The organism is Aeromonas sp. s11, from assembly GCF_040907945.1.
GTDB lineage: Bacteria > Pseudomonadota > Gammaproteobacteria > Enterobacterales > Aeromonadaceae > Aeromonas > Aeromonas veronii.
In genome coordinates this window covers 14904-38183 of the sequence record NZ_JBFOCU010000020.1, presented here as the reverse complement: position 1 = coordinate 38183, position 23280 = coordinate 14904, and the positions used below count along the sequence as shown (strand labels likewise).

The window sequence follows — 23280 nt, the reverse complement described above, 5'->3', positions numbered from 1 at the left end:
TGTAGTGGTCAACTAAATCCGGACACTTGGTTAGGCCGTTCTTCGGCTTTTGCTGGCGGTATCCCGTCATTGTGTTGATGTGGACGCCGCCAGTTGTAGTAATCCATCAGGTAATAACTGATATCCCGCTTTGCTTCCCGCAAGCTCATATATCCCATAGCCGGGAGCCACTCTGACTTCAGGCTTCTGAACAACCGTTCCATCGGGGCGTTATCCCAGCAGTTGCCACGCCGACTCATGCTCTGGGTCATGCGATAGCGCCACACTCGTTGCCGAAATGCCCTACTGCCATATTGGCTGCCCTGGTCAGAGTGAAATAGCACACCAGATGGGCAACCCCGCTGCTGATAGGCCATCTCCAGGGCTTTGATTGCCAATTCTGCATCAGGTTTATCAGACATCGCCCAGCCCACGACCCGCCGAGTGTGCAGGTCAAGCACCGCTGCCAGGTAATGCCAGCAACCACCGGCCCAGACGTAGGTGATATCGCCACACCACACCTGATTGGGTTGCTGGACATCAAATTCGCGGGCCAGCAGATTGGGTATGTCCGGTCGTTCAGACTGTGCCACCTGATAGCGATGAGCGCCCGGTTGCTTGGATACCAGACCGGCTTCCTTCATCAGGTTACGTACTTTGAATCGGCCAATCTGATACCCCAACTCTCGCATCATCGACATCAAGGCGCGGCTGCCTGCAGAGCTCCTGCTCTCTTTGAACAACCGGCGCAACTCACAGCGCTGTTGCATACGTTCACGGTTAATCGTCCGCCTGCGAGCCAGATAATCGTAAAAACAGGAGGTGGGAACATCGAAGGCGCAGCAGACCAAAGTGATGGGGGCTTGCTCCCTTAATCGGTCTATCAGCGCGTATGTGTGAACTCGTCCGCCATCAAGAGAGCAGTAGCCTTTTTTAGAATGTCCTTTTCACGTTCGAGCCGGTTGATACGGGCTTCCAGCTCCTGAATTTTCTGCTGCTCTGGAGTCAGTGCTTTGCTGATTGGGGTTGTGCCAGTTCGTTCGGATTGCAGCTGCAGAACCCAGCGACGGAGCACTGTTTCACCGACATCCAGTGAACGGCTGGCTTCAGGGACAGAATATCCTTGGTCGAGCACCAGGGATGCGGCTTCGAGTTTGAATTCGGCAGTAAATGAGCGACGTAATCTTGTCATTGAACACCTCAGGTCATGGTGGCGACTGTACCACCTAAAATGGTGTCCGGGATGATTAGACCACTACAGTTGAATGATGTTTACCTAATGTTAGGTCTATTTATTGACACTTACCTTACATCAGGTAGGCCGATTAACGCTTACCTGATGTAAGGTATGGCCAACCTATCATCGATACGACCTCAACTTGTGTTTGAATACCCTTAACACGTTAAAACAATAAGGGAGTATTCAAGATATGTCGATGAACGAAGCCCATGCAACTAACCAGCATATATTACCAATGGGAGGTTATATCAGAGCTAAAACATTAGCTCCTCTGCTGGGGATCTCCGTTGTTACCCTGTGGCGCTGGTCTGCCTCTGGCAAGATCCCTAAGCCTGTGAAGCTAAGTGAGCGAGTGACCGCATGGTGGATGGAAGATGTGCGCAACTGGATGAATACTCGTAATAATGGACAAGAAATACAGGGGTAGAGACTTTGAGTGTTCAATCAGACGGACACATGATCTATTTTTAATGAGGTGCTGAAAGCAAGGCTATAAGTTGAAACTGTAAAGAAGCCATGAAATTAGAAAAGGAGCAATATCATGGCAATGAAGGTCTATCGAATCAACGATGTTGTAGAAGGATGTGCGTTATCCAAAGTAAGCATATATCGACTAATGAACAATGGGCTGTTCCTGAAGTCAATCAAGTTGACTGGTAGAATCTCTGTTGGATAGCGAAGATCATATATCGACCATTTGGTATCAATAGTTAGTTTTGAAGCTGAGGCTAGATATGAATAGACTATCTATCCGCCGAGATCTTTGTAATCTCATAGAATCGCCTGATGATACAATCATTGAGACTGAGAAACGGATTACACTTCTTCTTAAAACTGGTAATGAAAAACATCAACAAATAGCTTTGAAGTTATGGTCTTGCTTAGAAGAGGACGATCATGATTGTAACTCTCTAGCATGCAAGCAGTGTACTAGAACTAAGAGAATGAAAGTCATCGAATCAGTATTACCTAAGGTTATTGGTAATAACTATCGGTTTGTCACGGTGATCCTTTATCATGATGTATTGACGAAGAGTGAGTTACATGCGCTAAAACCGCAGAAGTTGAAAGAGCAACTCTATCGGGATCTCAAGAAAGTAGGAATCACAAGTCCAGTATATGGAGCATTGGAAGTCGACTTTAATGAAGGAGAACAAGTATGGCTACCACACTTTCATCTTCTTGTTGACGCAGATGAGGACAAGATGAAGTCGTTGAAGGCAAAGCTTAAGCGTCGGCATAGTATTGATGTATGGAATGGTAAGACACCTAGGCCCGTGAAAGAAGATCCCATACGAGATGCTATCAGGCAGGTAAGCTATGTATACAAGTTCATGTGGCAATCAAACCCACCCATAAGAGGGGATAAGCGAAGGGGAACGCTTGAAGTCTATTGTGCAGCATTAACTTACCTTGATTCATTGCGTATTGAGACCTTGCTAGTTGAGCATGGTGTCAGAAGGAGAAAGTAAGGAATGTCTATCTGCGGTAGTTTAAGTGTGTATGTAAGGGGTATACACTACTATCTACTGTGTTGAAGTGATAACACTACAATCGAATGATCTACATCTTAGGCAGCTACCGGTTCCCACGTCCGGTAGCTGCCCACAAGCCTAGTCATTAGAGTCGTGTTATCTGGGTATCGGTCATTCGACGATGTTATCCAGATAGGCCACAGCCGCAGCTTCAGACTCTTCAATTGCTATCTCTACGGCCCGTTTTGCCGCATCTAACAAACGAGCTGCATTCTGCTTTTGGGCGAAACTTTGCTCAACTTGCTGTCTGACAGATTGCTGCAACGTTGTAGGGGCAAGCCAAATAGAAAACTCTGCAATGTCATTGGGGTATAACTCAATCTGCCCTGATGAACCTCGCAAACGTTGTTCGACCTGGAATTGACCTGCCTTTGAGTTTAGGAATAGAGCAAGATACACCGGATCAAGCTTTTTATCAGGACGAAGAATAGTAACGTGGTTATCTGGAATGGCTAGGGTCTCATGCAGGTAGGCGGCTGATCGCCCAATAGTGCCAACCCCAGTGCCATTGAATAGAACGTCGCCGGGGCGAATCAATAAATCGCCTTCCTCAGAGATTGCCATTCGGTTGTCGGCATCCAATCGAACATCGTTGCGCAGTACATGCTTGGAATTAACGACAGGCAATCCCTCATCAACATACGCTGGCTGTTTGCCTCGTTTGTTGTTGAGAAGGTGCTTACCAAGTTTTGTTCCTGCGCCAGTCTCATCAATCAATTCAACCAAGGATTGAAAGCGTGGCTGAAAGTGCTCTGCATCCAAGCGGGTTGCATTAAATACTTCACTACTAGAGCGGATGTAGCTCAGTGGTTCTGGTACGCTCCAAGTATCGAGACCTAGTGCGTGGAGGAGAATATTTTCGGCATTTTCAATACTGAGTGCTGCATCAGTGCGCAGTTTTTTTGCACTGTTGAAACAATTCTCGATAGCAATCTGCAACGTTTCAGAAAAACGTGGTATTGGGACCTTCCGGCCATCCTCAAGTGACAAGTGCAATTGCACATTACCTTGGAATTGACGCCAAAGGAGTGCTTGACCGTATTTTGAATTCAAATATGCAACTACTACAGGTGCACGGTAGTGTTTTTTTCCATACTCCGATAATGTGGTGGCAATTGTGTCTTGGCTGGTGTTGCCACGTTCAAGAACAAATATTGAAGCTGCTGGGTAGCCAGTTTTAGAAAGAACTATGTCACCTTCACAAAGTTCAGTTTTACGTTCGCTTTGATGTATATCTTCTGGAATAAATGCCATGCCGCGATTGTCTATCAGACCATCCTTCAAGTTCTGGATTCGAATGAATGGGATGCCATCGTCAACATAGGTATCCGAGTTTATATCGAAAATACCTTTTACAAAACGGCTGAACAACGAGCCTAGCTCATCATATCCTGCCGCATAACGCCTGATTTTTTGTTCTGCAGAAAGCATTGGCTTTGAAAAATATCCGCTATCGATCCGCAATTTATCGTTTTCAGCACGAAGCCCTGACAGCATCAGTTCTGTTATTTCCAGCCCCTCCAACAAGCGCTCGTAGCGCTTTTTATCGAAGGGGCTTAGAGAAAAAAACTTAAGCTCTCTTTTTTGGCAAATTCGGCGAATGCTTCTGCGATACCGTCTTCTGTTAAACCGTCGTGGTTGAACAGATCATGTTGGACGATCAGATGGCCGTGAGAGTCGAGTAGTGGCTCGCCATCGGCTGCGGCGCGATAGATCTTGTCGCCCGAGTTGTCTTTACTCGGCTCACGCATGGTAGCGAAGAAGATGGGGTAATCAGCGACCTTGCGGCATAAGGGGCCACTCTTCGGATCGTCATTCCATTTCTGGATGAATAGTACGCTTGTCTTGGTACCGGTATGCGGCTTGAATACGTTACCGTGCAAGCCTACAACTGCCAAGATACGGCCATGTTCGGCGAGGAATTCACGCAAGGATTTATCGGAGGCGTTATTGAATCGGCCCTGCGGCAACACTACCGCCATGCGTCCACCTGGCTTGAGGAATTGCAGGTTACGCTCGATAAATAGGATGTCGCGGCCCACTTTGCTTTGGTTCTTGACCTTAACCTTGCGATAGGTGCCGTCCGCCATCTTATATATCACCTCATGGCTGGCGTGCAGCGCATCGGGGAAGGTTGGCGCTCGACTGGTGGCATCTACGATATTGGGGTCGGTGGGTTCCACCTTAGTGATTTTGTCGAAACTCACCGAACGCGCCAATTCAAACCGAGAGAGAATGCGGGTTTCCTTCACATCGCCTGCAAAAGGTGGGTTTGCCATCAGTACGTCAAATTGGAAATCCCTGTTTTCGTTCTTTGCCGCGCGCAATTTACGCAGTCGTTTCCAACCTTCCCCGTATACATCTTTCCAGGTTTGATCACCAGGATTCTTATCATCACCTGTTTTTTCAAACCAACGCTCGTAATCGAGGGTATTTAGGTGCAAGACGTTGGTTTGTCCGTCACCCGCAATTAGATTGAGAGTGCGACCCACACGGACGGCTTTCTCGTCGAAGTCAATTGCAAAGACCTTTTCACGGACATAATCCTCGCAACGTGAGGGTTTCTTCTCAGTGGTAAAAAGATGGCTTCTGGAAAGCCCTTCTTCTCGCATGATCTGTTCCCATACATGAAAAATTCCATGTACAGGGAAGCCACAACTACCCGCGGCGGTGTCGATCAGGGTTTCATGTTCTTGTGGATTCATCATCTTCACGCACATGTCGATGACGTAGCGTGGTGTGAAATATTGACCCTTTTCACCCTTGCTGGATTTGTTGATCAGGTACTCAAACGCTTCATCTACTACTTCAAGGTTGGAGTTGAACAGTTTGACCTTTTCCAGCGACGACACGCATACCGCCAAGTGGCTAGGCGTCAATTCGATCTTGGCGGCTTCTGGGAATACCCCCTCCCATTTGGCTTGGGCTTTCTCAAACAGGTCTTGGATCTTGGCCCTTAGCTCGGTTTCTGTTTCACCGTAGTTTTTGAATACGAGATGGCGCTTCCAATCACGGCCACCCTCCATCTCGTCGAAGAGCTTAGTGAAAATCAGTTTGAAAAGCTCTTCAAACACATCTACACCGGCATTGGCGAGCACTTCATCCTCCATTTCGAGGATCAGGTCTTTCAACGATTTGCGTTCGTTAACCAACTTATCGAGCACCACCAGATCGTCGATAGTCCAACGTTCTGAAAGGATGTCGGACAGCCGCTGATGGGCGGAAGGAATGGCCGGAATGTCTTCAAAGTAGTTCGGATCTTTGCGATGGTAGTAAGAGATCTGCTGACCGTTAGTCCATACCCCCATTGGTGCGCCTGTGGCATTGCAGTAACTCTTAAGCTGTTCTTTACCATCCTTGAGTTTGGGCTTTTTGAGTTCAACCAAGATATAAGGGGATGTAGTTTGGTCTTTGTCAAAGATGCAGATATCTGCACGCTTCTTTTCACGCCCGAAGGTGACCTCATACTCTACAGCCATGCGGCTAATGGGATAGCCTAGGTCGTCTCGCAACACCAAAAGATAGAGTTGGCGTACCGCCTCCTCTGGGGTTAGCTTGATCGGCTTGCCACGAACGATACAGGTCACATAAGCCGCAGCCTTTTTACCTGACTCTTTCAGCGTGATCGATGCTTCGAGTTGGGCAATTTGTTCCGGCTTGAATTGATCGAGTCGGTACAGGCTGTCTTTTAGCAGCTCGGTGAGATGGGCTGTCATGCTTATTTCCCTGTTCGTTGTATGTTTCGATTGGTTCTTGTTTCGGGCTTGTTTATACACTTTAACGTTGCTCAATACGGACACGTCACCTGTTCGTGTTAATGAACAACAGTCAGAGGCCTTAGCCGAGGGCCAACACTATACCAGATGGGGGCGGTGTAGTCCGCCGATGGTGGCTCTGTTTTCGACGACGGTAGTGTTTTGACGCAGCACCAGACAGGTGTAGACCTGCAAGCACTACCAGTTCAAAATTGACAACGAATACATCAAGTTGGGGGCACTAAAAAGCAGATATGGAGAATGTGTTAATGTTGGATACGTCAAGAGCAGCTACCACGGCAGACGTCCTAAGTACGGTTTCAACATAGCGGAAGCGATCTGTTTTCTGATATTGGTGGGTCAGCACCCACGGGCAGTGCACAAGTGCACCAGCGATCCAAGGTTTTGAGCAGCAAAACGTGAAACATAGAGAGCAATTGCAGGTAAGAACATAGTTTTTTGTGTCTTAACGTATCACCTCAAGGCGATTCACTTGGGGGCCTTTTTGGGGGCCCAAAGCAGATGTTTAAGTAAGTATTTGCTTTAAAATCAATTGCTTGGCATCTTTATTTGATAGAGACCCCGGCACCATCAAATTCATGACAAAAGGCCATCAGCAATGATGGCCTTTTGTTTTTTTGCGTTCCTGCGCATTGGTGCGTTGTTGCTGAGCAGGCAGTACTTCCCGTTACCTCTTGGTATCCCTTCTCTTTTTCCGCTCTCCGTTATTTCCTTTTCTTGATGTGGCCACTGACGGCATCACCGCCAGCGGCCTGTTTCTATTGCGGTTTTCTTCCAAACCTTGCTGCATCAGATCATGATTGCTGCGTTACCCCAGCAGGGCAAACAGCAGGGTACCGAGGGAACCTGCGAGCGTCAGCGCGATGATGGCTCTGGGTGTGCCGTGCAGCTTGGTCCACATAAACAGGCTGGTGAGGGCCAGCAGCAGCAGGGCCAGGGCGGCGATATCGCCAAACAGCTGCCAGCCGAGGCCGGTGCCCATGCCGCGGTGCAGCCGGTTGAGGCTGGCGGCAAAGTTGGCCAGTTGCAGGTCGGTACGTACCAGCAGGGTACCCTCAACATAGCTGGCAGCCACGCTCTGGCTGAGGGTGACGCCGCGCATTTCCCACTTGGCGGGCAGGATGAGCAGGCCGTTCGGGGTGGGCAGGGTCTGGGCCGGGGTGATCATGGTTCGCCCGTCGGCAAAGGTATCGGGATAGCGCTGTTGCAGCAGGCTTTTCAGCTGCTCCGGGCTGGCGAGTGGCGCCTCCAGCACTATCTCTTCACTCGATTTGTCGGTGTGGGGGCCGGGGATGGGCAACACGGCACGGTGTTGCAGCCAGAGACCGGTGATGCCGTACATCAGCATCAGGGCGAGGGTAAAAAAACCGGCCCAGGCATGGAGGCGGCGTACCCATTTGTTGTTGTGAAGGGGAACTCTTCTGCGTTTCATCGTGGTTGCTTCATAAAAAACTGGCCAGCAAGGGCTGGCCAGTCGGGGTGGTTGTCACAGAGATCAGAAACGGTAGGTACCGGTCAGGCTCAGCTGGCGGGGTGTGCCCGGAATGATCTGGGTGGCACTGGTGGCGCTGACGAAGTACTCGTGGTCAGTCAGGTTCTCGGCGCTCAGATCGGCTTCCCACTGCTGCCAGCGATAACCGGCGCGCGCATCGAAGCGGGCGTAACCGGGCAGTGTGGTGGTGTTGGCGTTGTCGGCGAAGCGATCGCCCACCGCCGTTACGCCGGTTTCACCGAACCAGCCCAGCTCGCCACTCTTGTAGCCGAGATAGAACTGGCCATTCTGGCGGGAGACGTTCATCGGGCGCTTGCCTTGCAGATCCGCATCCGCCTTGACCTGCTCGGCATCCTGAATGGCGAAGCCGCCACGCAGGTAGATCTCGTCGGTCAGCTCGGCGCGGGCGCTCAGTTCGACCCCTTCGGTACGCTGCAGGCCGGTGAGGATCACCTTGGTGGGATCCAGCGGATCCTTGGTGCGCTTGTTGTACATCTCCAGTCGATAGAGGGAGAGAGTGGTCGCCAGCTTGCCGTTCAGCCAGTCACTCTTCACACCACCTTCGTAGAGGCGGGTGTGCTGGGGTTCCAGCCCGTTGTTCTTGTCACCCGGGGTGATGCCGATCAGCTCGCCGCCCACCGGAGTGAAGGTCTTGCTGTAGGAGGTATAGAAGGCGTGATCCTCGAGGGGATTCCACACCAGACCAAGGCGCGGGCTCAGGCTGTTGACCGAGACGCTCTCCTCCTTGTTGAGGTCGTAGCGGCGACTGGTGACGGTGAAGTCGTCACGGCGCAGCCCGCCAACCAGATGCCAGTCACCCAGGCTGAGCTGATCCTGCAGATAGAGGCCATTGCCGCGCACCTTGTGTTTGGCGTCGCTGGAGAGCTTCATGGCACCATTGTAAGTAGGCAGCGAGCCCGGATCGTAGAGATTGCCAGACGGGATGGCGGTGGCGTTCTGGTAGAGCTTGGGTGTGCGCTCCTGCCAGTTCTGCTCGAAGCCAACCAGCAGGCGATGTTCCACCGGGCCGGTCTGGAACAGACCTTCGGCCTCGGTGTTGCTGATCAGGTTCTTCGCTTTCAGATCCTGCTGCCAGCGGGAGCGGGTCACCTTATCCCCTTTGACGCTGGTGACATAGGTGTTGTCAAACTGGCTGTCGAGGGTGGAGTAACCTAGCTGTTGGCGCAGTTGCCATTGATCGTTGATATCCCAGGAGATGCGTGAACGGGTGGATTGCGCCACGTCATCGATGAAGTCGCGGCTGGTATCGCTGTAAACATACTCCCGCGGCACATCGGCTGGACGGCCATTGACACCGGGGATGCCGCGATCCGGGGTGCGGTCATGTTCGTTGCGCTCGTACTGCACCAGCCAGTTGAGGTTGTCGCTGATCTCCCAGTTGGCGGAAGGGGCCAGCAGAGTGCGCTTGCTCTTCACGCCGTTGCGGAAGCTATCTTTGTCCTCTTGCGCCATGTTGAGGCGCAGTTGCACCTGCTCACTCGCCTCACCATTGAGGTCGGCGGCCAGTCGCTGACTGTCAAAGCTGCCGACCCGGGCGGTGACGCTGGACTCCTGCCCTTTTTGCGGCTTTTTGCTGACCCGGTTGACGATGCCCCCCGTGCTACCGCGGCCGTAGAGCACGGCAGCCGGGCCCTTGAGCACTTCCACCCGCTCGATGTTGCCGAGATCCCGGGTGTACTGCATGTCGTCGCGGAACCCATCGAGATAGAAGTCGTTGCTGGCGCTGAAGCCGCGGATATTGACCCCGTCGAAGCGGGTATCACCGCTGGCATTGACCCCGGGAATGCCGCTCAGGGCTTCACTCAGCGTCGGTTGGCCGAAGGCGGTCAGCTCGCTGACCTTGACGCTGTCGATGGTCTGGGGCACCAGCTTGGCTGGCGTATTGGTACGGGTTGCTGTGGCAACTTCCTGATGCTGGGAGCGTTTGCCAACCACTGTCATGGTTTCATCGGTGGCCTGGGCAGTGAAGCCGGTGCCCAGCAGTGCCAGCGAGACCAGCGTTCTGCGAAAGTGAGGGTGCTGCATATTCAATGTTGACTCTTTGGATGTCGACCTGACGGCTCGAACATATTGATTTAATTATAATTAGCCTGACCCGCTTAAGCGGGATGCCAATGATATTGATTTTCATTTGTCTGGCAAGGTGAAAATGGAGGGGAGCATTGGGGACTGGTTGTGCGGTCGGGGGGCTCGGCTGAAAAGCAGAGCCATTGCAGCAAACCGCGAGAACGAAGCGAGGGAAAAGGGCTTAGCGGAAGAGAAAGGGACAAAACGTGAAGAGGCATCCGGCCCGATAGGACGGGCCGGATATCGGACTCAGTGGGTGCGCAGCAGTCGGCGGGTGAGGGGGGTAGTCACCAGCAGGCGATAGACTAGCAACGACGACCCCAGCAGCAGCGGCACCTTGGCAATCTCCCACAGGATGGATGCGCCCTGCGGGCCGAATACGAAGAGCCAGACCACCAGCATCATGTGCAGGCAGTAGATCCCGAGCACTTTGGGGGCCTGACGTTCAAGCCAGCTGCCCTTGCCCCACTCGGGGTTGGCCAGCAGCAGTCCAAACAGACCGAGAGACCAGGGAAGGGAGCCGAGCAGGAAGTCGTGGCGGGTGAGCGGCACTGCGGCGAAGTGCTGCAGCGCCCAGGCTTCACAGCCATAGAGCGCCACGCCCGCCAGCAGCAGTTGCCAGCCGATGCGGGCATCGGGCTGCCACTGACGCTGGCGCAGCAGGGCACCAAGCGCCACAAACAGCAGGGAGAAGAAGGGGCCGTTACGGGTGAGCAGTGGCCACTCGGCACCCAGCAGCGGCTTGGCATAGGAGCCCCCCAGCAGCGCCAGCAGGTAGAGGCCAAGACCCAGCCAGAGGGCGAGCGCTGGTCTGCCAAGCCGGTAGCAGAGCGCCAGCAGGGTCACCGCCATGATCAGGGCTGGCAGGAACCAGAGGTGGATCATGCCGCCCACCAGCCAGCCATTGAGGGGGTCGCCGAGCTGGAATTGCCACTGCCCGCGCAGGGAGGCCAGATAGCCTTGCTGTACGGCATCCAGCGGATTGAACGGCACCAGCAGGTAGACCAGGCTCCACACCAGCCAGAGTAGCAGCAAGGGGCGGCAGTAGCGCCAGGCCACGGTCAGTGGCGCCTCGCGACTCAGTCTCGGCTGCAGAAAATAACCGGCACAGAGGAAAAACAGCGGCACGGCAAAGCGACATAGCTGGTTGATGGTGCCGCTCAGCCAGAACCAGGATCCGCTTCCCCACAGGGCGGGATTGAAGGGATTGGCGAAGGGGGATACGTGAATGGTCATCACGGCCAGAATGGCCAGTACCCGCCCGCACTCGATACTGGAAATACGCATGGTGGCTCGTCGTTACAGGGGTTGTGACGGCACGCTAAAATTCTTACTGCTAGGTTACAACCAATTGATTCTATTAGTGTGAATCACGCTGTTGAGTAGTTACGTTTTGTAACAGGATGGCGGAAGGTGTTACCTGTAACGGGAGCGGGCTCCCGTTTTTTGGCGCAGTCACGCAGAAAAAGCGAGGCGGGCGCCTCGCTTGGTTGGGGATCTCGATCTTACTGGTGAGTCAGCATGCTGCTCTGGTTGGCGGCCAGGGTGGTTCTGCCCGAGCTCTCCAGCCAGGTTTTGATCCGCTTGGCATCGGCGACCCTATCGTTGGTGGTCTCGGCATTGAGCAGCACCATGATCACCGGCTCACGATTGACCTTGGTACCCAGCACCAGACAGCGGCCCGCTTCGCGGATATAGCCGGTCTTGGAGAGGGTGAACTCCCATTGCCCTTCGCGGATCAGCCGGTTGGAGTTGAGGTAGTGCAGCTGGCGTTTGTTGGTGCGCACATAGCTCTGCTCGTCGGTGGAGTACTGGCGGATCAGCGGATAGGAGGCCGCTGCGGCGGCGAGCTTGGCGAGATCCTGCGCGGTGGAGACGTTGCGCGGGTTGAGCCCTGTGCTGTCGGCGTAGCGGGTATTCCACATCCCCAGCATGCGGGCCTTGGCATTCATCGCCTCGACGAAGGCACGCTGGCCGCCGGGATAGTGGCGGGCCAGCGCCGAGGCGGCGCGGTTTTCAGAGGACATCAGGGCGATATGGAGCATTTCGGCGCGGCTGAGCCTGGAGCCGATGGCCAGGCGCGAGCCGGTTCCCTTGATGCGGTCGATGTCGGCATTGGTCACGGTGAGCATTTCGTTGAGGCGCAGGTTGGCATCCAGCACCACCAGCGCCGTCATCAGCTTGGTGAGTGAGGCGATGGGCATCACCCGGTTGCCGTTGCGCTCGGAGATCACCTCGCCGGTTCTGTGGTTGGCCACCACGAAGGCAGCCGAGCTGAGGTTGGGCACATCCCGTCGCTCGAGAAAGCCGCTGCTGCTCTTGCTGCTGGCGGAAAAGGGGTTGGCATGGGCACTGTCCATAGTGGCCGGCAGCATTACTGCGCCAAGCAACAGGGGAAGGAGGGAACGCATCATCATGATCAGCTCTACCAGACGAAATACAGGGATATCTCGCTAAGTTATATGTCGTGAACTGGCGCTTCACAATCATTCTCACCTTGATATTGATAATTTACGGCGTTGAGCGCGCTCTGACGGCGAGGAGAGCGTAAAAGAGGTCTCTATGGAGTCTTTTTGTGTTCAAACTATGGGCTGGCCGTGATGGTGAGCGGAAGCCGGCGCTAAAAAAATCGGGACCAGAACGGTCCCGATTGGCATGGAGCATTGCTTACCGTTTAGTGGGCATCTTCCTGCTTTATCTTGAAACGCATGGCGATCACCACGAACAGCAGCGGGCCAATGATGGTCCAGACGCCGGTGGAGATATCGCCGGAGATAAAGGGGGCGACCACGGTAAAGACGTTGCCGAAGGCGACCAGGATCAGGCTGATGATGGTGGCAAGCAGTACCGAGCCTGCGCTCTTGAAGAAGATCAGGTCCTTGCCCAGCGCCGGGTTGTTGCGATAGCGATACCAGGCGTAGATGAGGAACATGTAGGGCAGGGTCATGCCGACGTTGGTCATGGTGATGATCAGCTCATAGAGGGCGGCGGCCCCTTCCGGGTTGATCAGGGTAAAGATGGACTTGGCGGCAATGAACAGACAGACCACCCAGGCTTGCACCTTGAGGGCTTCAATCCGCACGCCATTCTCGTTCTCGCGTTGGAAACGCTCCGGCCAGAAGTAACTCGGGGTGCCGGTGATGAACTGGCGCAGTGGCGCGTAGGAGAGGGCGATAAAGGCACCCAGATAGCTCAGGAACATGCCAAGGCCAGCAAAGCGCATGAATACCTGCCCCAGCCACTCGCCACCGAGATGGCGCCCCAGCTCCAGCATGATGATGAAGAGGGCAGAGAGAGAGGTGATCCCCTCGGCCGGGAAGTCGCTCCAGCGCATGATGGAGCCGACCGCCAGAAAGCCGATGATGTAGCAGAGCACGATGAAGGCGCCGGAGAGGAAGATGCCGCGCTTGAGGTCGCGCTCGGGATCTTCCAGCTCGTCAGCCACCCCGGCCATCGCCTCGACCCCGCCGTAGGCGAAGATGGCGAACACCATAAAGCCGAGGAAGGGGATGATGTCGTTGAAAGCGGCATTGGGAGACGCCGTCAGCGATGCCTGGGTGAAGGGCTCCTGCAGGGTCATGCCGCTCACCGTGAAGGTGAAGACGCCGCCGACCAGTAGCAACACGTTGAGTGCCACCACGGAGAGACCGCCGATGGCCGCCACTTTGGCGAAGCGGGCGCTACCCAGGGTGATGAGCTTGGTGACGGTGGCAACCAGTGCGATGGCGACTACACCCAGAATAAAGGGGCCAAAGTCGATGCCAGTACCCAGGGTGACCGGGATGACGGTGATGTCGCGGCCAAACAGCATGAAGGAGAGGGGCACCCACATAGAGAGCGCCTTGCCAAACATCCAGATGACGTAGGAGGCGAACCACATGGTCAGACCGATAAAGGCGAATCGGGTCGAGACCGAGTGGCGCATCCAGGTAAAGATACCGCCTGCCTCTTTGCGAAAGCCGGTGCCGAATTCGATCATCATCAAAATGAACGGGATGAAGAAAAACAGACCGCCAATGACGAACATCGGAATGGCGGCATATCCCATTCGGTAAAAACCGATCCCGATATTAGTGACGCCAAATACCGATGTTAATATCATCAATATAAAGGCGCCCAACTTCAGCTTTTTTGCCGACATATTAAAAACTCCCTGATGGTGCTGGATTTAAAATAATCAAAAATTAAACAGACGAAACCGGACCCATTAATAACGCGGTAGCGCCATGCCATCCTGCTGTGGCGGGCGCGATCGGGTCATCTCTGACCGGGCTGGCTTACCCGTCAGGCGGTCAATGAATGTATGGGCGGAGCGGCATGGTCTGTGCCATGCGCGGTATTGGTCAGCGTTGCCGAAAATTAACTGTGAACGATTTTATCATTAATGCTGCTGGGCAGGTAAGTTTCCCGAATGAAGCTGTGGTTGAAATAAACAGACCTGCCAGTTAATTGATACGTTGCGGATGTAAACATTTACGCCCGGGCCGACACTTATTTCCATTATTCGTATTCGGCATATTTGGCGGAGTGAATTACGCCATCCTGTCAGATAAATCTGCACCAATGGCGACAGGGCTTATCCTCCCAGCCGGGTCAGCAGCACGCCGCCAGTGATAATGGCCGCCGCCGTCAGCCGCATGCGCCCGAGCGGCTCTTTCAGCAGCCAGACCGAGAGCAGCATGGCAAACAGCACACTGCTTTCGCGCAGAGCCGCGACCACGCCAATGGGGGCTTGGGTCATGGCCCAGATAACAATCCCATAGGCGAGCAGTGACATGGCACCTCCTGCCATTCCCGCCATCGCATGGCGACGGATCTGGCGCCATGCGTTGCGTTTCTGGTGGACGATCAGCACCAGCAGCATTGCCAGCCCGGTACAGGCAAAGAGCCAGAGGGTGTAGCGTACCGGTTCACCTCCTGCGCGGGCGCCGGCACCATCCGAGAGGGTATAGGTCGCCGTGAACATGGCCGTGATCAGTGCCGCCCGAACTGCCTTGCTGTCAAGGCGCTGCTGCCCGCCTCGCAAGGCCATCAGCAAGACCCCCATGATCAGCACGCAGGCGCCGATGATGCCGCCGTAACCGGGGTAGTCCCTCAGCAATATGGCACTTAATGCCATGGCGAGCAGCGGGGCACTGCCACGGGCCAGCGGATAGATCTGGCCAAAATCGCCCTGATTGTAGGCATGGCTGAGAAACAGGCAGTAACCGATATGGAGCAGGACTGAGAGGCCGAGCCAGGGCAGCTCGGCAGCAGAGGGAATCCCCATTGGCAGCAGCGCCACAGCGGCGATAAGCCCTGAGAAGATCGCCACCAGTGACACCCCCACCAGCCGCTCTTCGCCAATTTTGACCAGCGCATTCCAGCTGGCGTGAAGCAGGGCTGCCAGCAGAACGGCAAAAAAGACGGTGGTGCTCATGGGAAAGGGCTCTCGGGCGATGGGGGTCAACAGCATACCCGCCCGGAGCCTGATTGGCCGAGATCTTTATCAAGGCTTCGGCTTTTCGAGGCTCGCCTCCTGCGTGGTGGCGTTACCCAGTTGCCCCAACACCAGTTTGGGATGGGGGTCGGTCTGCAGCGGAATATCCTGCAACTCTGTTCCCTGCTGGTGGCGGTGGATGATCCCGGCGGCCATCTTGCCCAGCGCCTCGTAGCTGCTGATGGTGCCAACGCTGCAGCCGTGTTCAACGAACAGCTCGGCACTGCAGATGGTAGGGATGGCAGCTGCGTTGAGCGCATTCAGCAGGCTGGGGGCGATGGAGAGCAGATAGCTGTCTGCGGCCAGAAAGACGATGTCGTTTTTGGCATCCTGTTGCAGCCGCTTCAGTTCGTTGTCCAGCCGCCGTGGGTCAGGGGCCATTCGCCAGGTGACCATCTGCCACTGATAGCGTTTCGCTTCATTGAGCAGCATATCGGCCACCAGCAGGGTGTTCTGCTCACGGGGGTTGAAGGGCAGCAACAGCCGTTTTCCGGTGGCCAGGTGCTCGCTGGCGTTGGCCAGTTGCAGCGCCATCGGCACCATGTTGCTTACCCCGGCCACCATGCTGTTCTGGGCTTTGTCTTCCGAGAGGATGTCTGCCCCGATCGGATCGGAAACCACATTGAAAATCAGTGGCTTGCGGTTGGCCACCAGACTCTTGGTCATGGTGGTGGCGGTGGTGCCAAAGGTGTAGATGTAGTCGTATTCGGCCAGTTTCGGCAGCATCTGCTGGCGCAGCATGGTTGCCAGCGCCGTACGATCCTGATCGGCGTTATAGGTGGTGATGGTGGCCTGATAGCCAAGGCGGGTCAGCTCTGCCCGAAAGCCCGCTTCGGCTGCGGTTTCACCGCGCCACAGCACCATGGCGATAGAGAGGGCGTGAGCGGGAAGAGCCAGTAGTAACAGCAGGACGAAAAGCAGCCTGACCATGATCATCTCTCCGGCGATACATCTACTGTTGAGCCTAGGCCACTTTCTCCGGTCGTGAGCGACGCTCAGCAAAAAGCGCGATGGCAAGCCATCGCGCTTTGGGGATCCGCAAAACCTCGATTAGAAGTCGTAGCGGGCAGCCAGCTGGAAGTCATCTTTCACATCAAAGCGACCGCTTTCTTTGCTGTCCAGATTGTTGATACGGTACTCGCCAATCACCCGCAGGTTCTTGTTGAATTTGTACTGGGCACCCAGGGTGTAGTAATCAACAGCATCAGTTTTCTGGCCACCGGTTACTTCCTGCTCCTGCTTGTTCCACAGGGCCATCAGGCCGAAGCCATTCTCGAAGTTGTAGCCCAGCGCGGCTTCCCAACCGGTGTGATCGGTGCCGGTTTTGACAAAGTCTGCACCATCAGCGTAGGTCAGTGCTGCATACAGAGCCTTGTTATCGTATTTGGCGGAGATCAACCACAGTTTGGCATCCTTGGCGTCTTTATCCTGACGCTGGCCGACGTTGTAGGCGGTGCCCAGTGCCAGGTTGAACGGGAAGGTGTAGGAAAGCGCAGCGCCATAGGCTGGGTCGCTGTTCTTGTTACCCTTGTCTTCCACTTTGCCACCATCGAACTTGTAGCTGGTGTCGAACTGGAAGCCATTGAACAGGCCTGAATACTTCAGTACGGAGCCTGCTCGGTTGGTAGCAAACGTGTCAGTACCTGCCCCGGTGGCATCAGCGCCATAACCATCGGATAGTGCCACATCAGTCCAGTCAACCAGAGTTCCCATTGCCCCTTTTTGGCGTCCGAAAGTGATATTGCCCCAATCGGCACCGACACCGGCAAAGGCCAGGCGGGTACGCAAGTTGTCCGCGTTTCCATCTTTACCCAGGGTCTTTTCGCTGTCGTTGATGTACATCTGCACTTCGTACTGGGCCAGTGCTTTCAGACCGCTCTGGATCTGGGTCTCGGCTTTGGCGCCGAAACGGACAAACTGGTTGGCGCCCTGTTTGTTGCTGTACTCCTTGGTAGCATTGGTGTCGTCTTTCTTGTCACCGAAGAAGTGACCCGCATAGACGCGGCCATAGAGATCCAGCATGGAGGTGTCATTTTTGTACACTTCAACGGCTTGAGCCTGGAAGGCTGCGGTGAGAGCCAGTGCCACTACAGTCAGCTTTTTCATCTTAATCCCTTGTGGTGTTGCAAGCTTTTGTTTTGAAAACGGGGTCATGCTAGGCAGCGGGGATGACAGCGGGGTGACAGTTGGATGAAGAGTCGATGGCAATTGGGTTGCAATTGGATGAATTGGCTACATTCTTGCTCGCAGCGGCTACTTTTGTGCGCAAAGGTTTGCCCTTGTGGTAGAATGCCGCCCGTTTTCGGGCTCCATAGGTTGGATATGCGATGAGACGTGAACTGGCAATCGAGTTTTCCCGAGTGACGGAAGCGGCTGCACTGGCTGGCTACAAGTGGCTCGGACGTGGTGACAAGAATATCGCTGATGGGGCGGCCGTAGCGGCCATGCGCCACATTCTCAACCAGATCGAGATCGATGGTGAGATTGTGATCGGCGAAGGTGAAATTGATGAAGCGCCGATGCTCTATATCGGCGAGAAGGTTGGTACCGGACACGGCGACGCGGTGGATATCGCGGTCGATCCCATCGAGGGTACCCGCATGACCGCCATGGGTCAGGCCAACGCGCTGGCCGTACTGGCGGTAGGCGACAAGGGTTCTTTCCTGAAAGCGCCCGACATGTACATGGAAAAGCTGATCGTCGGGCCAAAGGCCAAAGGCGCCATCGACCTGGATCAGGCTCTCGAGCTGAACCTGAAGTCCGTGGCCAAGGCGCTGGGCAAGCCGCTCTCCCGTCTGACCGTCATTACCCTGGCCAAGCCGCGTCATGACAAGGCAATCAAGGAGATGCAGGGTCTGGGCGTGCGGGTGTTCGCCATTCCTGATGGTGACGTTGCCGCCTCCATCCTCACCTGTCTGCCGGACAGCGAAGTCGACATGCTGTATGGCATCGGCGGCGCACCAGAAGGGGTGATCTCCGCGGCGGTGATCCGCGCGCTGGATGGTGACATGCAGGCCCGTCTGGTGCCGCGTCACCGCGTCAAGGGCGACAGCCCGGAAGTGCGTGCGCTGGGCGAGCAGGAAATTGCCCGCTGCGAAGCGCTGGGTATCGATGTGAACAAGGTGCTCAAGCTGGAAGACATGGCGAAGAATGACAACGTCATCTTCTCCGCCACCGGCATCACCAAGGGTGATCTGCTGGATGGCATCACCAGCGATGGCGTGATGGCGACCACCGAGACTCTGTTGATCCGTGGTAAATCCCGCACCATTCGTCGTATCAAGTCGATCCATTATCTTGAGCGTAAAGACAGCGTGGTTCGCGATATCATCCTGTGATGATGGCTCGCTGAACCGGCTGCGTCTGAAGCCCGATCGCCCGTGCGGTCGGGCTTTTTGTTGTGCGCCAGCTACGTTTGTGCCGCCGCTTCGGCTATGGTGGCTCAGACCGTCCCAAAGGAGTGGAGTCTATGGAGTGTCGTAGCGGCTGCGCTGCCTGTTGCATCGCCCCCAGTATCAGCAGTGCCATTCCCGGTATGCCAGATGGCAAACCGGCTGGCGTCCCCTGTATCCAGCTCGATAGCGCCCTTGGCTGCAAGATCTTCGGTCAACCGGAGCGGCCAGCGGTGTGCGGCGGTTTTCGCCCCATGATGGATGTGTGCGGCAGCCACCGTGCCGAGGCCATCTGGCTGATCGGTGAGCTGGAGCGGCTCACCACCTGACGAGGGCAGGGCGAAGAGATAAAAAAAAGAGGCCGCATCATGCGGCCTCTCGCGTTTCTGTTCGCCGGGGATCAGACTCCCGCCAGTTCCAGTGCCTGACGATAGTACTCGTTGGCCTTGTTGGTGAGGCGGCGCTTGTCCATCAGCTGGCCGAGGGCGTGGTAGGCGGCGGCGCTCGGCGCCCGCTCCACTTCCTGCTCCAGCAGCTTCTGGGCATCGTCCAGCTGACCGGCCAGCAGATAGAGCTGGGCCAGTGCGGTGTCAACTTCCGGTTGCCCCTGCTGTTTTTGCAGCAGCGCCAGCAGCGGCTGGTAACTGTCGAGTTTCAGCTTGGGCAGGCGAGCCAGCAGCTGCGGCATCGGCTGTTTGCGCAGCGCCTCCTGCCACAGGGTGGCGGCTTCGCCGTCGGCACCCAGCTGGCGCAGCAGATCGCCGTAGCAGGCCAGCAGTTCTGGCTCGAGGCGCAGCTTGCGCGGCAGATCCTGCCACACCGCCTTGAGGGTTTCGAGGCTGCCGGCAGCCTGTTGCAGGCGACCACACCAGGCCTGTTGCAGCAGATCTTCTTCCTGTTTCGGGGTCAGCTTGCCCACCTTGTGCAGCGCCGGGATCAGGTCGCACAGGGCGCTCCAGTCCTGACGTGCCAGATGTACCTGACGCAGCTGATCCAGCACCATGGGGTGGCGCGGGTTGAGGGCGTAGACCGACTCTAGCATCGCCAGCGCGGTATCGTACTGGCCCTGCTCGATCTGCAACTGGGTCTGGGTCAGGGTGAGCGCCAGCTCGGCTTTGGGATTTTCCTCCTGCGCTTTTTGCAGGTATTGATCCCGGCGGGCGTCGTCACCACGGGCCTGTGCCGCCTTGGCGGCGCTCAGGTAGTTGAGCAGCGGGGTGTCGCTGTTGCTGGCCCCCTTGATCATCAGTTTTTCAGCCTGACTGTAGTGCCCTTCGGCCATTGCCAGGGTGGCGGCGACGGTCTGTTGATTGGCCTTGCGGCGGCGGCGCGAGCCGTACCAGCCGAGGGTCTTGCGGCGCAGGCCGAATACCCGACCCAGCAGCCACTCGACGATCAGCAGGGCGCCGTAGAACAGCACGGCCAGGATCACCGCGCTGGTTACGGAAGATTCGATGGTGTAATTGCCAAGGGCAATCAGCACATAGCCCTTGTTGCCGGAGGCTTGCGGGCCAAAGATCAGCCCTGCGACCATCACGGCGACCAGAATGATTATACGGATCATGGTGCCCTCCTCAGCTGCTGGCCAGAATGCGTTGCAGGCGTTCGGTCAGCACCTGCTCCAGCATCGCCTGGGTCTTGAACTGGGCCGGATAGTCGATCTGGATCTGCTCACCCTTGAGCTTGTCGATCTCGCCCTGCATGTAGCGGGTGGCGCTGTTGTCGGTGTCGAAATATTGGGTCAGCCAGCGCTGGGCCTTGTCCAGGCTGTCTTCGTAGAGCGCCTGCTGCTCGCGATAGACGGAGAGCTGGGCCTGCAACAGCTTGGTTTTGAGGTTTTCACGCAGGAAGATCTCCTGCTGCGGCGAGAGCAGCGCCTCGACCGCGCCATCGCGGCGACGGATGGTGACGAAGTTCTCGGTGAACTTGACCCAGTTCTTCTTCAGGTTGCTCTCCCACTCGTCGGGATTGGTGCTGACCGCCTGATCCGGCTCGGCTTTGGCTTCCGGCATGCTGACGGTGGAGAGGGGCAGCAGCTCGATCTGGTCGGAGAGCGCAGCCAGCTTGAGGGTCAGCCCCTCGCGGTCGATGCGCGGCATCCCCTTGAGCTTGGCGATATCCTCGGCCAGCGCCTTGCGGATCGGCATCAGGCTGGGGTCGTTGAGGGCGGCGATGCGCTCGTCAGCATTGCCGAGCAGGGTGATGGCGGAGACGAGGTCATGCTCCAGCCACAGTTTGCGGCCCGCCATCCGTACCAGATACTCGGATTCGGCCAGCATCCAGTCGTTGGGGCGCTTGTCGTTGAGATCCAGCACCCGGTTCTGCAGCCCCTGCATCTCCCCCTGCAACCGTTGCTGGGTTTGATCCAGCGCTGCCAGCTGCTCGGCATCCTTGCTGCTGGTCTGGTCGATCTTGCTCAGGGCGCTCGCCAGCTGTTGCTTGAGCTGGGCCAGTTCGGCCTGCTGGGCAACGGCGTTCTTGTGGCCGTGCAGATAGAGACCGCCGGTCAGGCCAAGGGCCAGCAGGATGGCGACCCCTCCCAGTACGGCACCGGAGCGGCTCTTGCTGCCATTGACCACAGCGGTCGGCTGGGGTTTGACCTGGGATTCTTGTTGTTCTGTCATTCCATCTTCCTCAGTTCCAGTGCGGCCGTCAGGGCCTGGTTGGATGCACCTTGGGCAATCGTGATATGGATAAAGCCCGCTGCACTGGCCATCTCGGCCACGCGCGGGCTGGGGACCACCAGCAGGCGGTCAAAAAGCCAGGGCCGCTGGTGGTCGGGAACCAGTTCCAGCAGCCGTTGCAGCAGTTCACCACTGGTAATGAGCAGGCTGTCCAGCCCCGCTGCCTGCCAGTGGTGGGTCAATGTGTCCCCGTCCAGCTCGGGGTAGTGGCGCTCATAGGCCGCACAATAGTGCACCAGAGCACCGCGTGAGGCCAGTGTGCTGGCGATGAGATCCCGCCCGCCATTGCCGCGCAGGATCAGTACCCGTTTGCCAGCTACCTGCTGCAGGGCGGGCAGGGCCAGCAGCCCTTCGCTGCGCGGGTCATCCGGGCAGATTGCCGTGATGCCGATGGAGACAAACGCATCTGCGCTGGCCTGACCCACCGCAAAGTACTCAATATGTGGCCAGGTCTGACCAGTTTGCAACAGAAAATCGTGTGCAAAATGAACGGCATGGATGCTGACGGCGATAACCGCGTCGGCACTGCGCAACAGGTCGGGCAGGAGAGGGAGTTCGCTGCCCGCCACGGTTTCCAGCAGTGGGCAGCAGAGTGGTGCATGGCCGTGCTGGCGCAACAACTGCACCAGCTCGGCGGCCTGAACGGCCGGACGCACCACCAGCGGGATCATGTGCGGTAGACCTCGGCCAGGATCTCGTCGGCACCGGCGGCCAGCAGGCGCTGGGCCAGCTGTTCGCCGAGGGCCTCACCATCGGCCAGCGGACCGCGGATCTCGTCACGGATCACCTGGCTGCCATCCGGGCTGCCCACCAGACCGCGCAGCCAGATCTGTTCGCCTTCGACCAGTGCGTAGGCACCGATAGGCACCTGACATCCCCCTTGCAGGGCGCGATTCATGGCGCGCTCGGTCAGCACCCGGGCGCGGGTCTCGGCGTGCTCCAGCGGCGCCAGCAGAGCGTGCAGCTCAACATCGTCGAGGCGGCATTCGATACCGACGGCGCCCTGACCGTTGGCCGGCAGGCTCTGCTCCGGCTCGATAAAGGCGGTGATGCGGTGCGCCATCTCCAGTCGTTTCAGACCGGCGGCGGCGAGGATGATGGCGTCGTACTCACCCGCATCCAGCTTGGCGAGGCGAGTGTTGACGTTGCCGCGCAGGTCGCGGATCACCAGATCCGGGCGGGCGGCGCGCAGCTGGCACTGGCGGCGCAGGCTGGAGGTGCCGACCACGGCCCCTTGCGGCAGTTCGGCAATGGCCTTGAAACGATTGGAGACGAAAGCATCGCGGGGATCTTCCCGCTCGCAGATGGTGTGCAGACCGAGCCCCTCGGGGAACTCCACCGGAACGTCTTTCATGGAGTGAACGGCGATATCGGCCCGTCCTTCCAGCATGGCGGTCTCCAGCTCCTTGACGAACAACCCCTTGCCACCGACCTTGGCCAGCGGGGTATCGAGGATCTTGTCACCCTGAGTGCTCATGGGCACCAGTTCGACCTGCAACTGCGGGTGCAGGGCTTCGAGCCGGTCTTTGACAAAGTTGGCCTGCCACAGGGCCAGCGGGCTCTTGCGAGTGGCAATTTTCAGGGTTCGGGCTGCCATATCAATCAGTTGTTTCAT

20 protein-coding genes are annotated in these 23280 nt (G+C 56.4%); 5 read left to right on the top strand and 15 right to left on the bottom strand.

Annotated elements, in window-relative coordinates; all coding sequences use genetic code 11:
* Positions 1-8: 8 nt before the first annotated feature.
* Positions 9-1171, bottom strand: a protein-coding gene (locus AB5Y84_RS04560; RefSeq protein ID WP_368176341.1) for an IS3 family transposase whose coding sequence is annotated in 2 segments (ribosomal slippage) — positions 9-916 and positions 916-1171 — 1164 coding nt in all. Because the reading frame shifts where the segments join, the coding sequence is not laid out codon by codon here.
* A gap of 244 nt (positions 1172-1415) precedes the next feature.
* Here AB5Y84_RS04560 and AB5Y84_RS04555 point away from each other — a divergent pair.
* The 3 genes from AB5Y84_RS04555 (at position 1416) to AB5Y84_RS04545 (ending at position 2691) form a co-directional block, all read left to right on the top strand.
* Positions 1416-1646 carry a helix-turn-helix transcriptional regulator gene (locus AB5Y84_RS04555; protein WP_368176459.1) on the top strand — a complete coding sequence of 77 codons (231 nt, stop codon included), beginning with the start codon at positions 1416-1418 and terminating at the stop codon, positions 1644-1646.
* Between the two features lie 114 nt (positions 1647-1760).
* Positions 1761-1895 carry an AlpA family phage regulatory protein gene (locus AB5Y84_RS04550; RefSeq protein WP_368176458.1) on the top strand — a complete coding sequence of 45 codons (135 nt, stop codon included), beginning with the start codon at positions 1761-1763 and terminating at the stop codon, positions 1893-1895.
* 268 nt (positions 1896-2163) lie between these two features.
* Complete coding sequence (locus tag AB5Y84_RS04545) at positions 2164-2691, top strand: hypothetical protein (protein WP_114680115.1); 528 nt, start codon at positions 2164-2166, stop codon at positions 2689-2691.
* A gap of 174 nt (positions 2692-2865) precedes the next feature.
* On the opposite strand, the gene AB5Y84_RS04540 is transcribed toward AB5Y84_RS04545, so the two are convergent.
* The 10 genes from AB5Y84_RS04540 to AB5Y84_RS04495 all read right to left on the bottom strand — a co-directional run bounded on the left by AB5Y84_RS04540 (position 2866) and on the right by AB5Y84_RS04495 (position 17695).
* Positions 2866-4278: a restriction endonuclease subunit S gene (locus AB5Y84_RS04540; RefSeq protein WP_147277423.1), complete on the bottom strand. Its 1413-nt coding sequence runs from the start codon at positions 4276-4278 to the stop codon at positions 2866-2868.
* A 32-nt stretch (positions 4279-4310) separates the two neighbouring features.
* On the bottom strand, positions 4311-6530 hold the full coding sequence (locus AB5Y84_RS04535; protein ID WP_368176460.1) for a type I restriction enzyme HsdR N-terminal domain-containing protein: 2220 nt from the start codon (positions 6528-6530) through the stop codon (positions 4311-4313).
* Between the two features lie 808 nt (positions 6531-7338).
* Positions 7339-8004, bottom strand: a complete 666-nt coding sequence (locus tag AB5Y84_RS04530; RefSeq protein WP_338325153.1) for a PepSY-associated TM helix domain-containing protein — start codon at positions 8002-8004, stop codon at positions 7339-7341.
* Positions 8005-8025: 21 nt separating this feature from the next.
* Positions 8026-10068, bottom strand: a complete 2043-nt coding sequence (locus AB5Y84_RS04525; RefSeq protein ID WP_368176457.1) for a TonB-dependent receptor — start codon at positions 10066-10068, stop codon at positions 8026-8028.
* A gap of 291 nt (positions 10069-10359) precedes the next feature.
* Complete coding sequence (locus AB5Y84_RS04520; RefSeq protein WP_368176456.1) at positions 10360-11397, bottom strand: acyltransferase; 1038 nt, start codon at positions 11395-11397, stop codon at positions 10360-10362.
* A 218-nt stretch (positions 11398-11615) separates the two neighbouring features.
* Positions 11616-12527 (bottom strand): D-alanyl-D-alanine endopeptidase, encoded by a 912-nt coding sequence (gene pbpG / locus AB5Y84_RS04515; protein ID WP_005336410.1) that lies wholly within the window; start codon positions 12525-12527, stop codon positions 11616-11618.
* 257 nt (positions 12528-12784) lie between these two features.
* Positions 12785-14251, bottom strand: a complete 1467-nt coding sequence (gene yjeM / locus AB5Y84_RS04510; protein ID WP_338710919.1) for a glutamate/gamma-aminobutyrate family transporter YjeM — start codon at positions 14249-14251, stop codon at positions 12785-12787.
* Positions 14252-14686: 435 nt separating this feature from the next.
* Complete coding sequence (locus AB5Y84_RS04505) at positions 14687-15565, bottom strand: EamA family transporter (protein WP_368176455.1); 879 nt, start codon at positions 15563-15565, stop codon at positions 14687-14689.
* Between the two features lie 33 nt (positions 15566-15598).
* Positions 15599-16519, bottom strand: a complete 921-nt coding sequence (locus tag AB5Y84_RS04500) for an ABC transporter substrate-binding protein (protein WP_368176454.1) — start codon at positions 16517-16519, stop codon at positions 15599-15601.
* Between the two features lie 120 nt (positions 16520-16639).
* A complete protein-coding gene (locus AB5Y84_RS04495) occupies positions 16640-17695 on the bottom strand; it encodes a porin (RefSeq protein ID WP_040068785.1) in 1056 nt (351 codons plus the stop codon).
* A gap of 221 nt (positions 17696-17916) precedes the next feature.
* Between AB5Y84_RS04495 and glpX the strand changes: the two genes are divergently transcribed.
* Both glpX and AB5Y84_RS04485 read left to right on the top strand, forming a co-directional pair.
* The gene (gene glpX / locus AB5Y84_RS04490; protein ID WP_005336386.1) at positions 17917-18927 is read left to right on the top strand and encodes a class II fructose-bisphosphatase; all 1011 of its coding nucleotides are present in this window, start codon (positions 17917-17919) and stop codon (positions 18925-18927) included.
* A 131-nt stretch (positions 18928-19058) separates the two neighbouring features.
* Positions 19059-19310 (top strand): YkgJ family cysteine cluster protein, encoded by a 252-nt coding sequence (locus AB5Y84_RS04485; RefSeq protein WP_005336384.1) that lies wholly within the window; start codon positions 19059-19061, stop codon positions 19308-19310.
* Between the two features lie 71 nt (positions 19311-19381).
* Here AB5Y84_RS04485 and AB5Y84_RS04480 read toward each other — a convergent pair whose 3' ends face one another.
* The 4 genes from AB5Y84_RS04480 to hemC are packed head-to-tail and all read right to left on the bottom strand — an operon-like array spanning position 19382 to position 23262.
* Positions 19382-20545 (bottom strand): heme biosynthesis HemY N-terminal domain-containing protein, encoded by a 1164-nt coding sequence (locus AB5Y84_RS04480; RefSeq protein WP_139407003.1) that lies wholly within the window; start codon positions 20543-20545, stop codon positions 19382-19384.
* Positions 20546-20555: 10 nt separating this feature from the next.
* Complete coding sequence (locus AB5Y84_RS04475) at positions 20556-21605, bottom strand: uroporphyrinogen-III C-methyltransferase (protein WP_076495577.1); 1050 nt, start codon at positions 21603-21605, stop codon at positions 20556-20558.
* Positions 21602-22336 carry a uroporphyrinogen-III synthase gene (locus AB5Y84_RS04470; protein ID WP_368176453.1) on the bottom strand — a complete coding sequence of 245 codons (735 nt, stop codon included), beginning with the start codon at positions 22334-22336 and terminating at the stop codon, positions 21602-21604. The genes AB5Y84_RS04475 and AB5Y84_RS04470 overlap by 4 nt, the downstream gene beginning before the upstream one ends.
* Positions 22333-23262, bottom strand: a complete 930-nt coding sequence (gene hemC, locus AB5Y84_RS04465) for a hydroxymethylbilane synthase (protein ID WP_157188024.1) — start codon at positions 23260-23262, stop codon at positions 22333-22335. Before hemC ends, AB5Y84_RS04470 begins: the two co-directional genes overlap by 4 nt.
* Positions 23263-23280: the final 18 nt, after the last annotated feature.

Coding starts and splice junctions, on each gene's coding strand:
- AB5Y84_RS04550 (WP_368176458.1), top strand. CDS start 1,761: ATGGCAATGAAGGTCTATCGAATCAACGATGTTGTAGAAGGATGTGCG.
- AB5Y84_RS04495 (WP_040068785.1), bottom strand. CDS start 17,695: ATGAAAAAGCTGACTGTAGTGGCACTGGCTCTCACCGCAGCCTTCCAG.
- AB5Y84_RS04520 (WP_368176456.1), bottom strand. CDS start 11,397: ATGCGTATTTCCAGTATCGAGTGCGGGCGGGTACTGGCCATTCTGGCC.
- AB5Y84_RS04505 (WP_368176455.1), bottom strand. CDS start 15,565: ATGCTGTTGACCCCCATCGCCCGAGAGCCCTTTCCCATGAGCACCACC.
- AB5Y84_RS04525 (WP_368176457.1), bottom strand. CDS start 10,068: ATGCAGCACCCTCACTTTCGCAGAACGCTGGTCTCGCTGGCACTGCTG.
- AB5Y84_RS04470 (WP_368176453.1), bottom strand. CDS start 22,336: ATGATCCCGCTGGTGGTGCGTCCGGCCGTTCAGGCCGCCGAGCTGGTG.
- AB5Y84_RS04500 (WP_368176454.1), bottom strand. CDS start 16,519: ATGGTCAGGCTGCTTTTCGTCCTGCTGTTACTACTGGCTCTTCCCGCT.
- yjeM (WP_338710919.1), bottom strand. CDS start 14,251: ATGTCGGCAAAAAAGCTGAAGTTGGGCGCCTTTATATTGATGATATTA.
- AB5Y84_RS04545 (WP_114680115.1), top strand. CDS start 2,164: ATGAAAGTCATCGAATCAGTATTACCTAAGGTTATTGGTAATAACTAT.
- hemC (WP_157188024.1), bottom strand. CDS start 23,262: ATGGCAGCCCGAACCCTGAAAATTGCCACTCGCAAGAGCCCGCTGGCC.
- AB5Y84_RS04555 (WP_368176459.1), top strand. CDS start 1,416: ATGAACGAAGCCCATGCAACTAACCAGCATATATTACCAATGGGAGGT.
- AB5Y84_RS04485 (WP_005336384.1), top strand. CDS start 19,059: ATGGAGTGTCGTAGCGGCTGCGCTGCCTGTTGCATCGCCCCCAGTATC.
- glpX (WP_005336386.1), top strand. CDS start 17,917: ATGAGACGTGAACTGGCAATCGAGTTTTCCCGAGTGACGGAAGCGGCT.
- AB5Y84_RS04475 (WP_076495577.1), bottom strand. CDS start 21,605: ATGACAGAACAACAAGAATCCCAGGTCAAACCCCAGCCGACCGCTGTG.
- AB5Y84_RS04480 (WP_139407003.1), bottom strand. CDS start 20,545: ATGATCCGTATAATCATTCTGGTCGCCGTGATGGTCGCAGGGCTGATC.
- pbpG (WP_005336410.1), bottom strand. CDS start 12,527: ATGATGATGCGTTCCCTCCTTCCCCTGTTGCTTGGCGCAGTAATGCTG.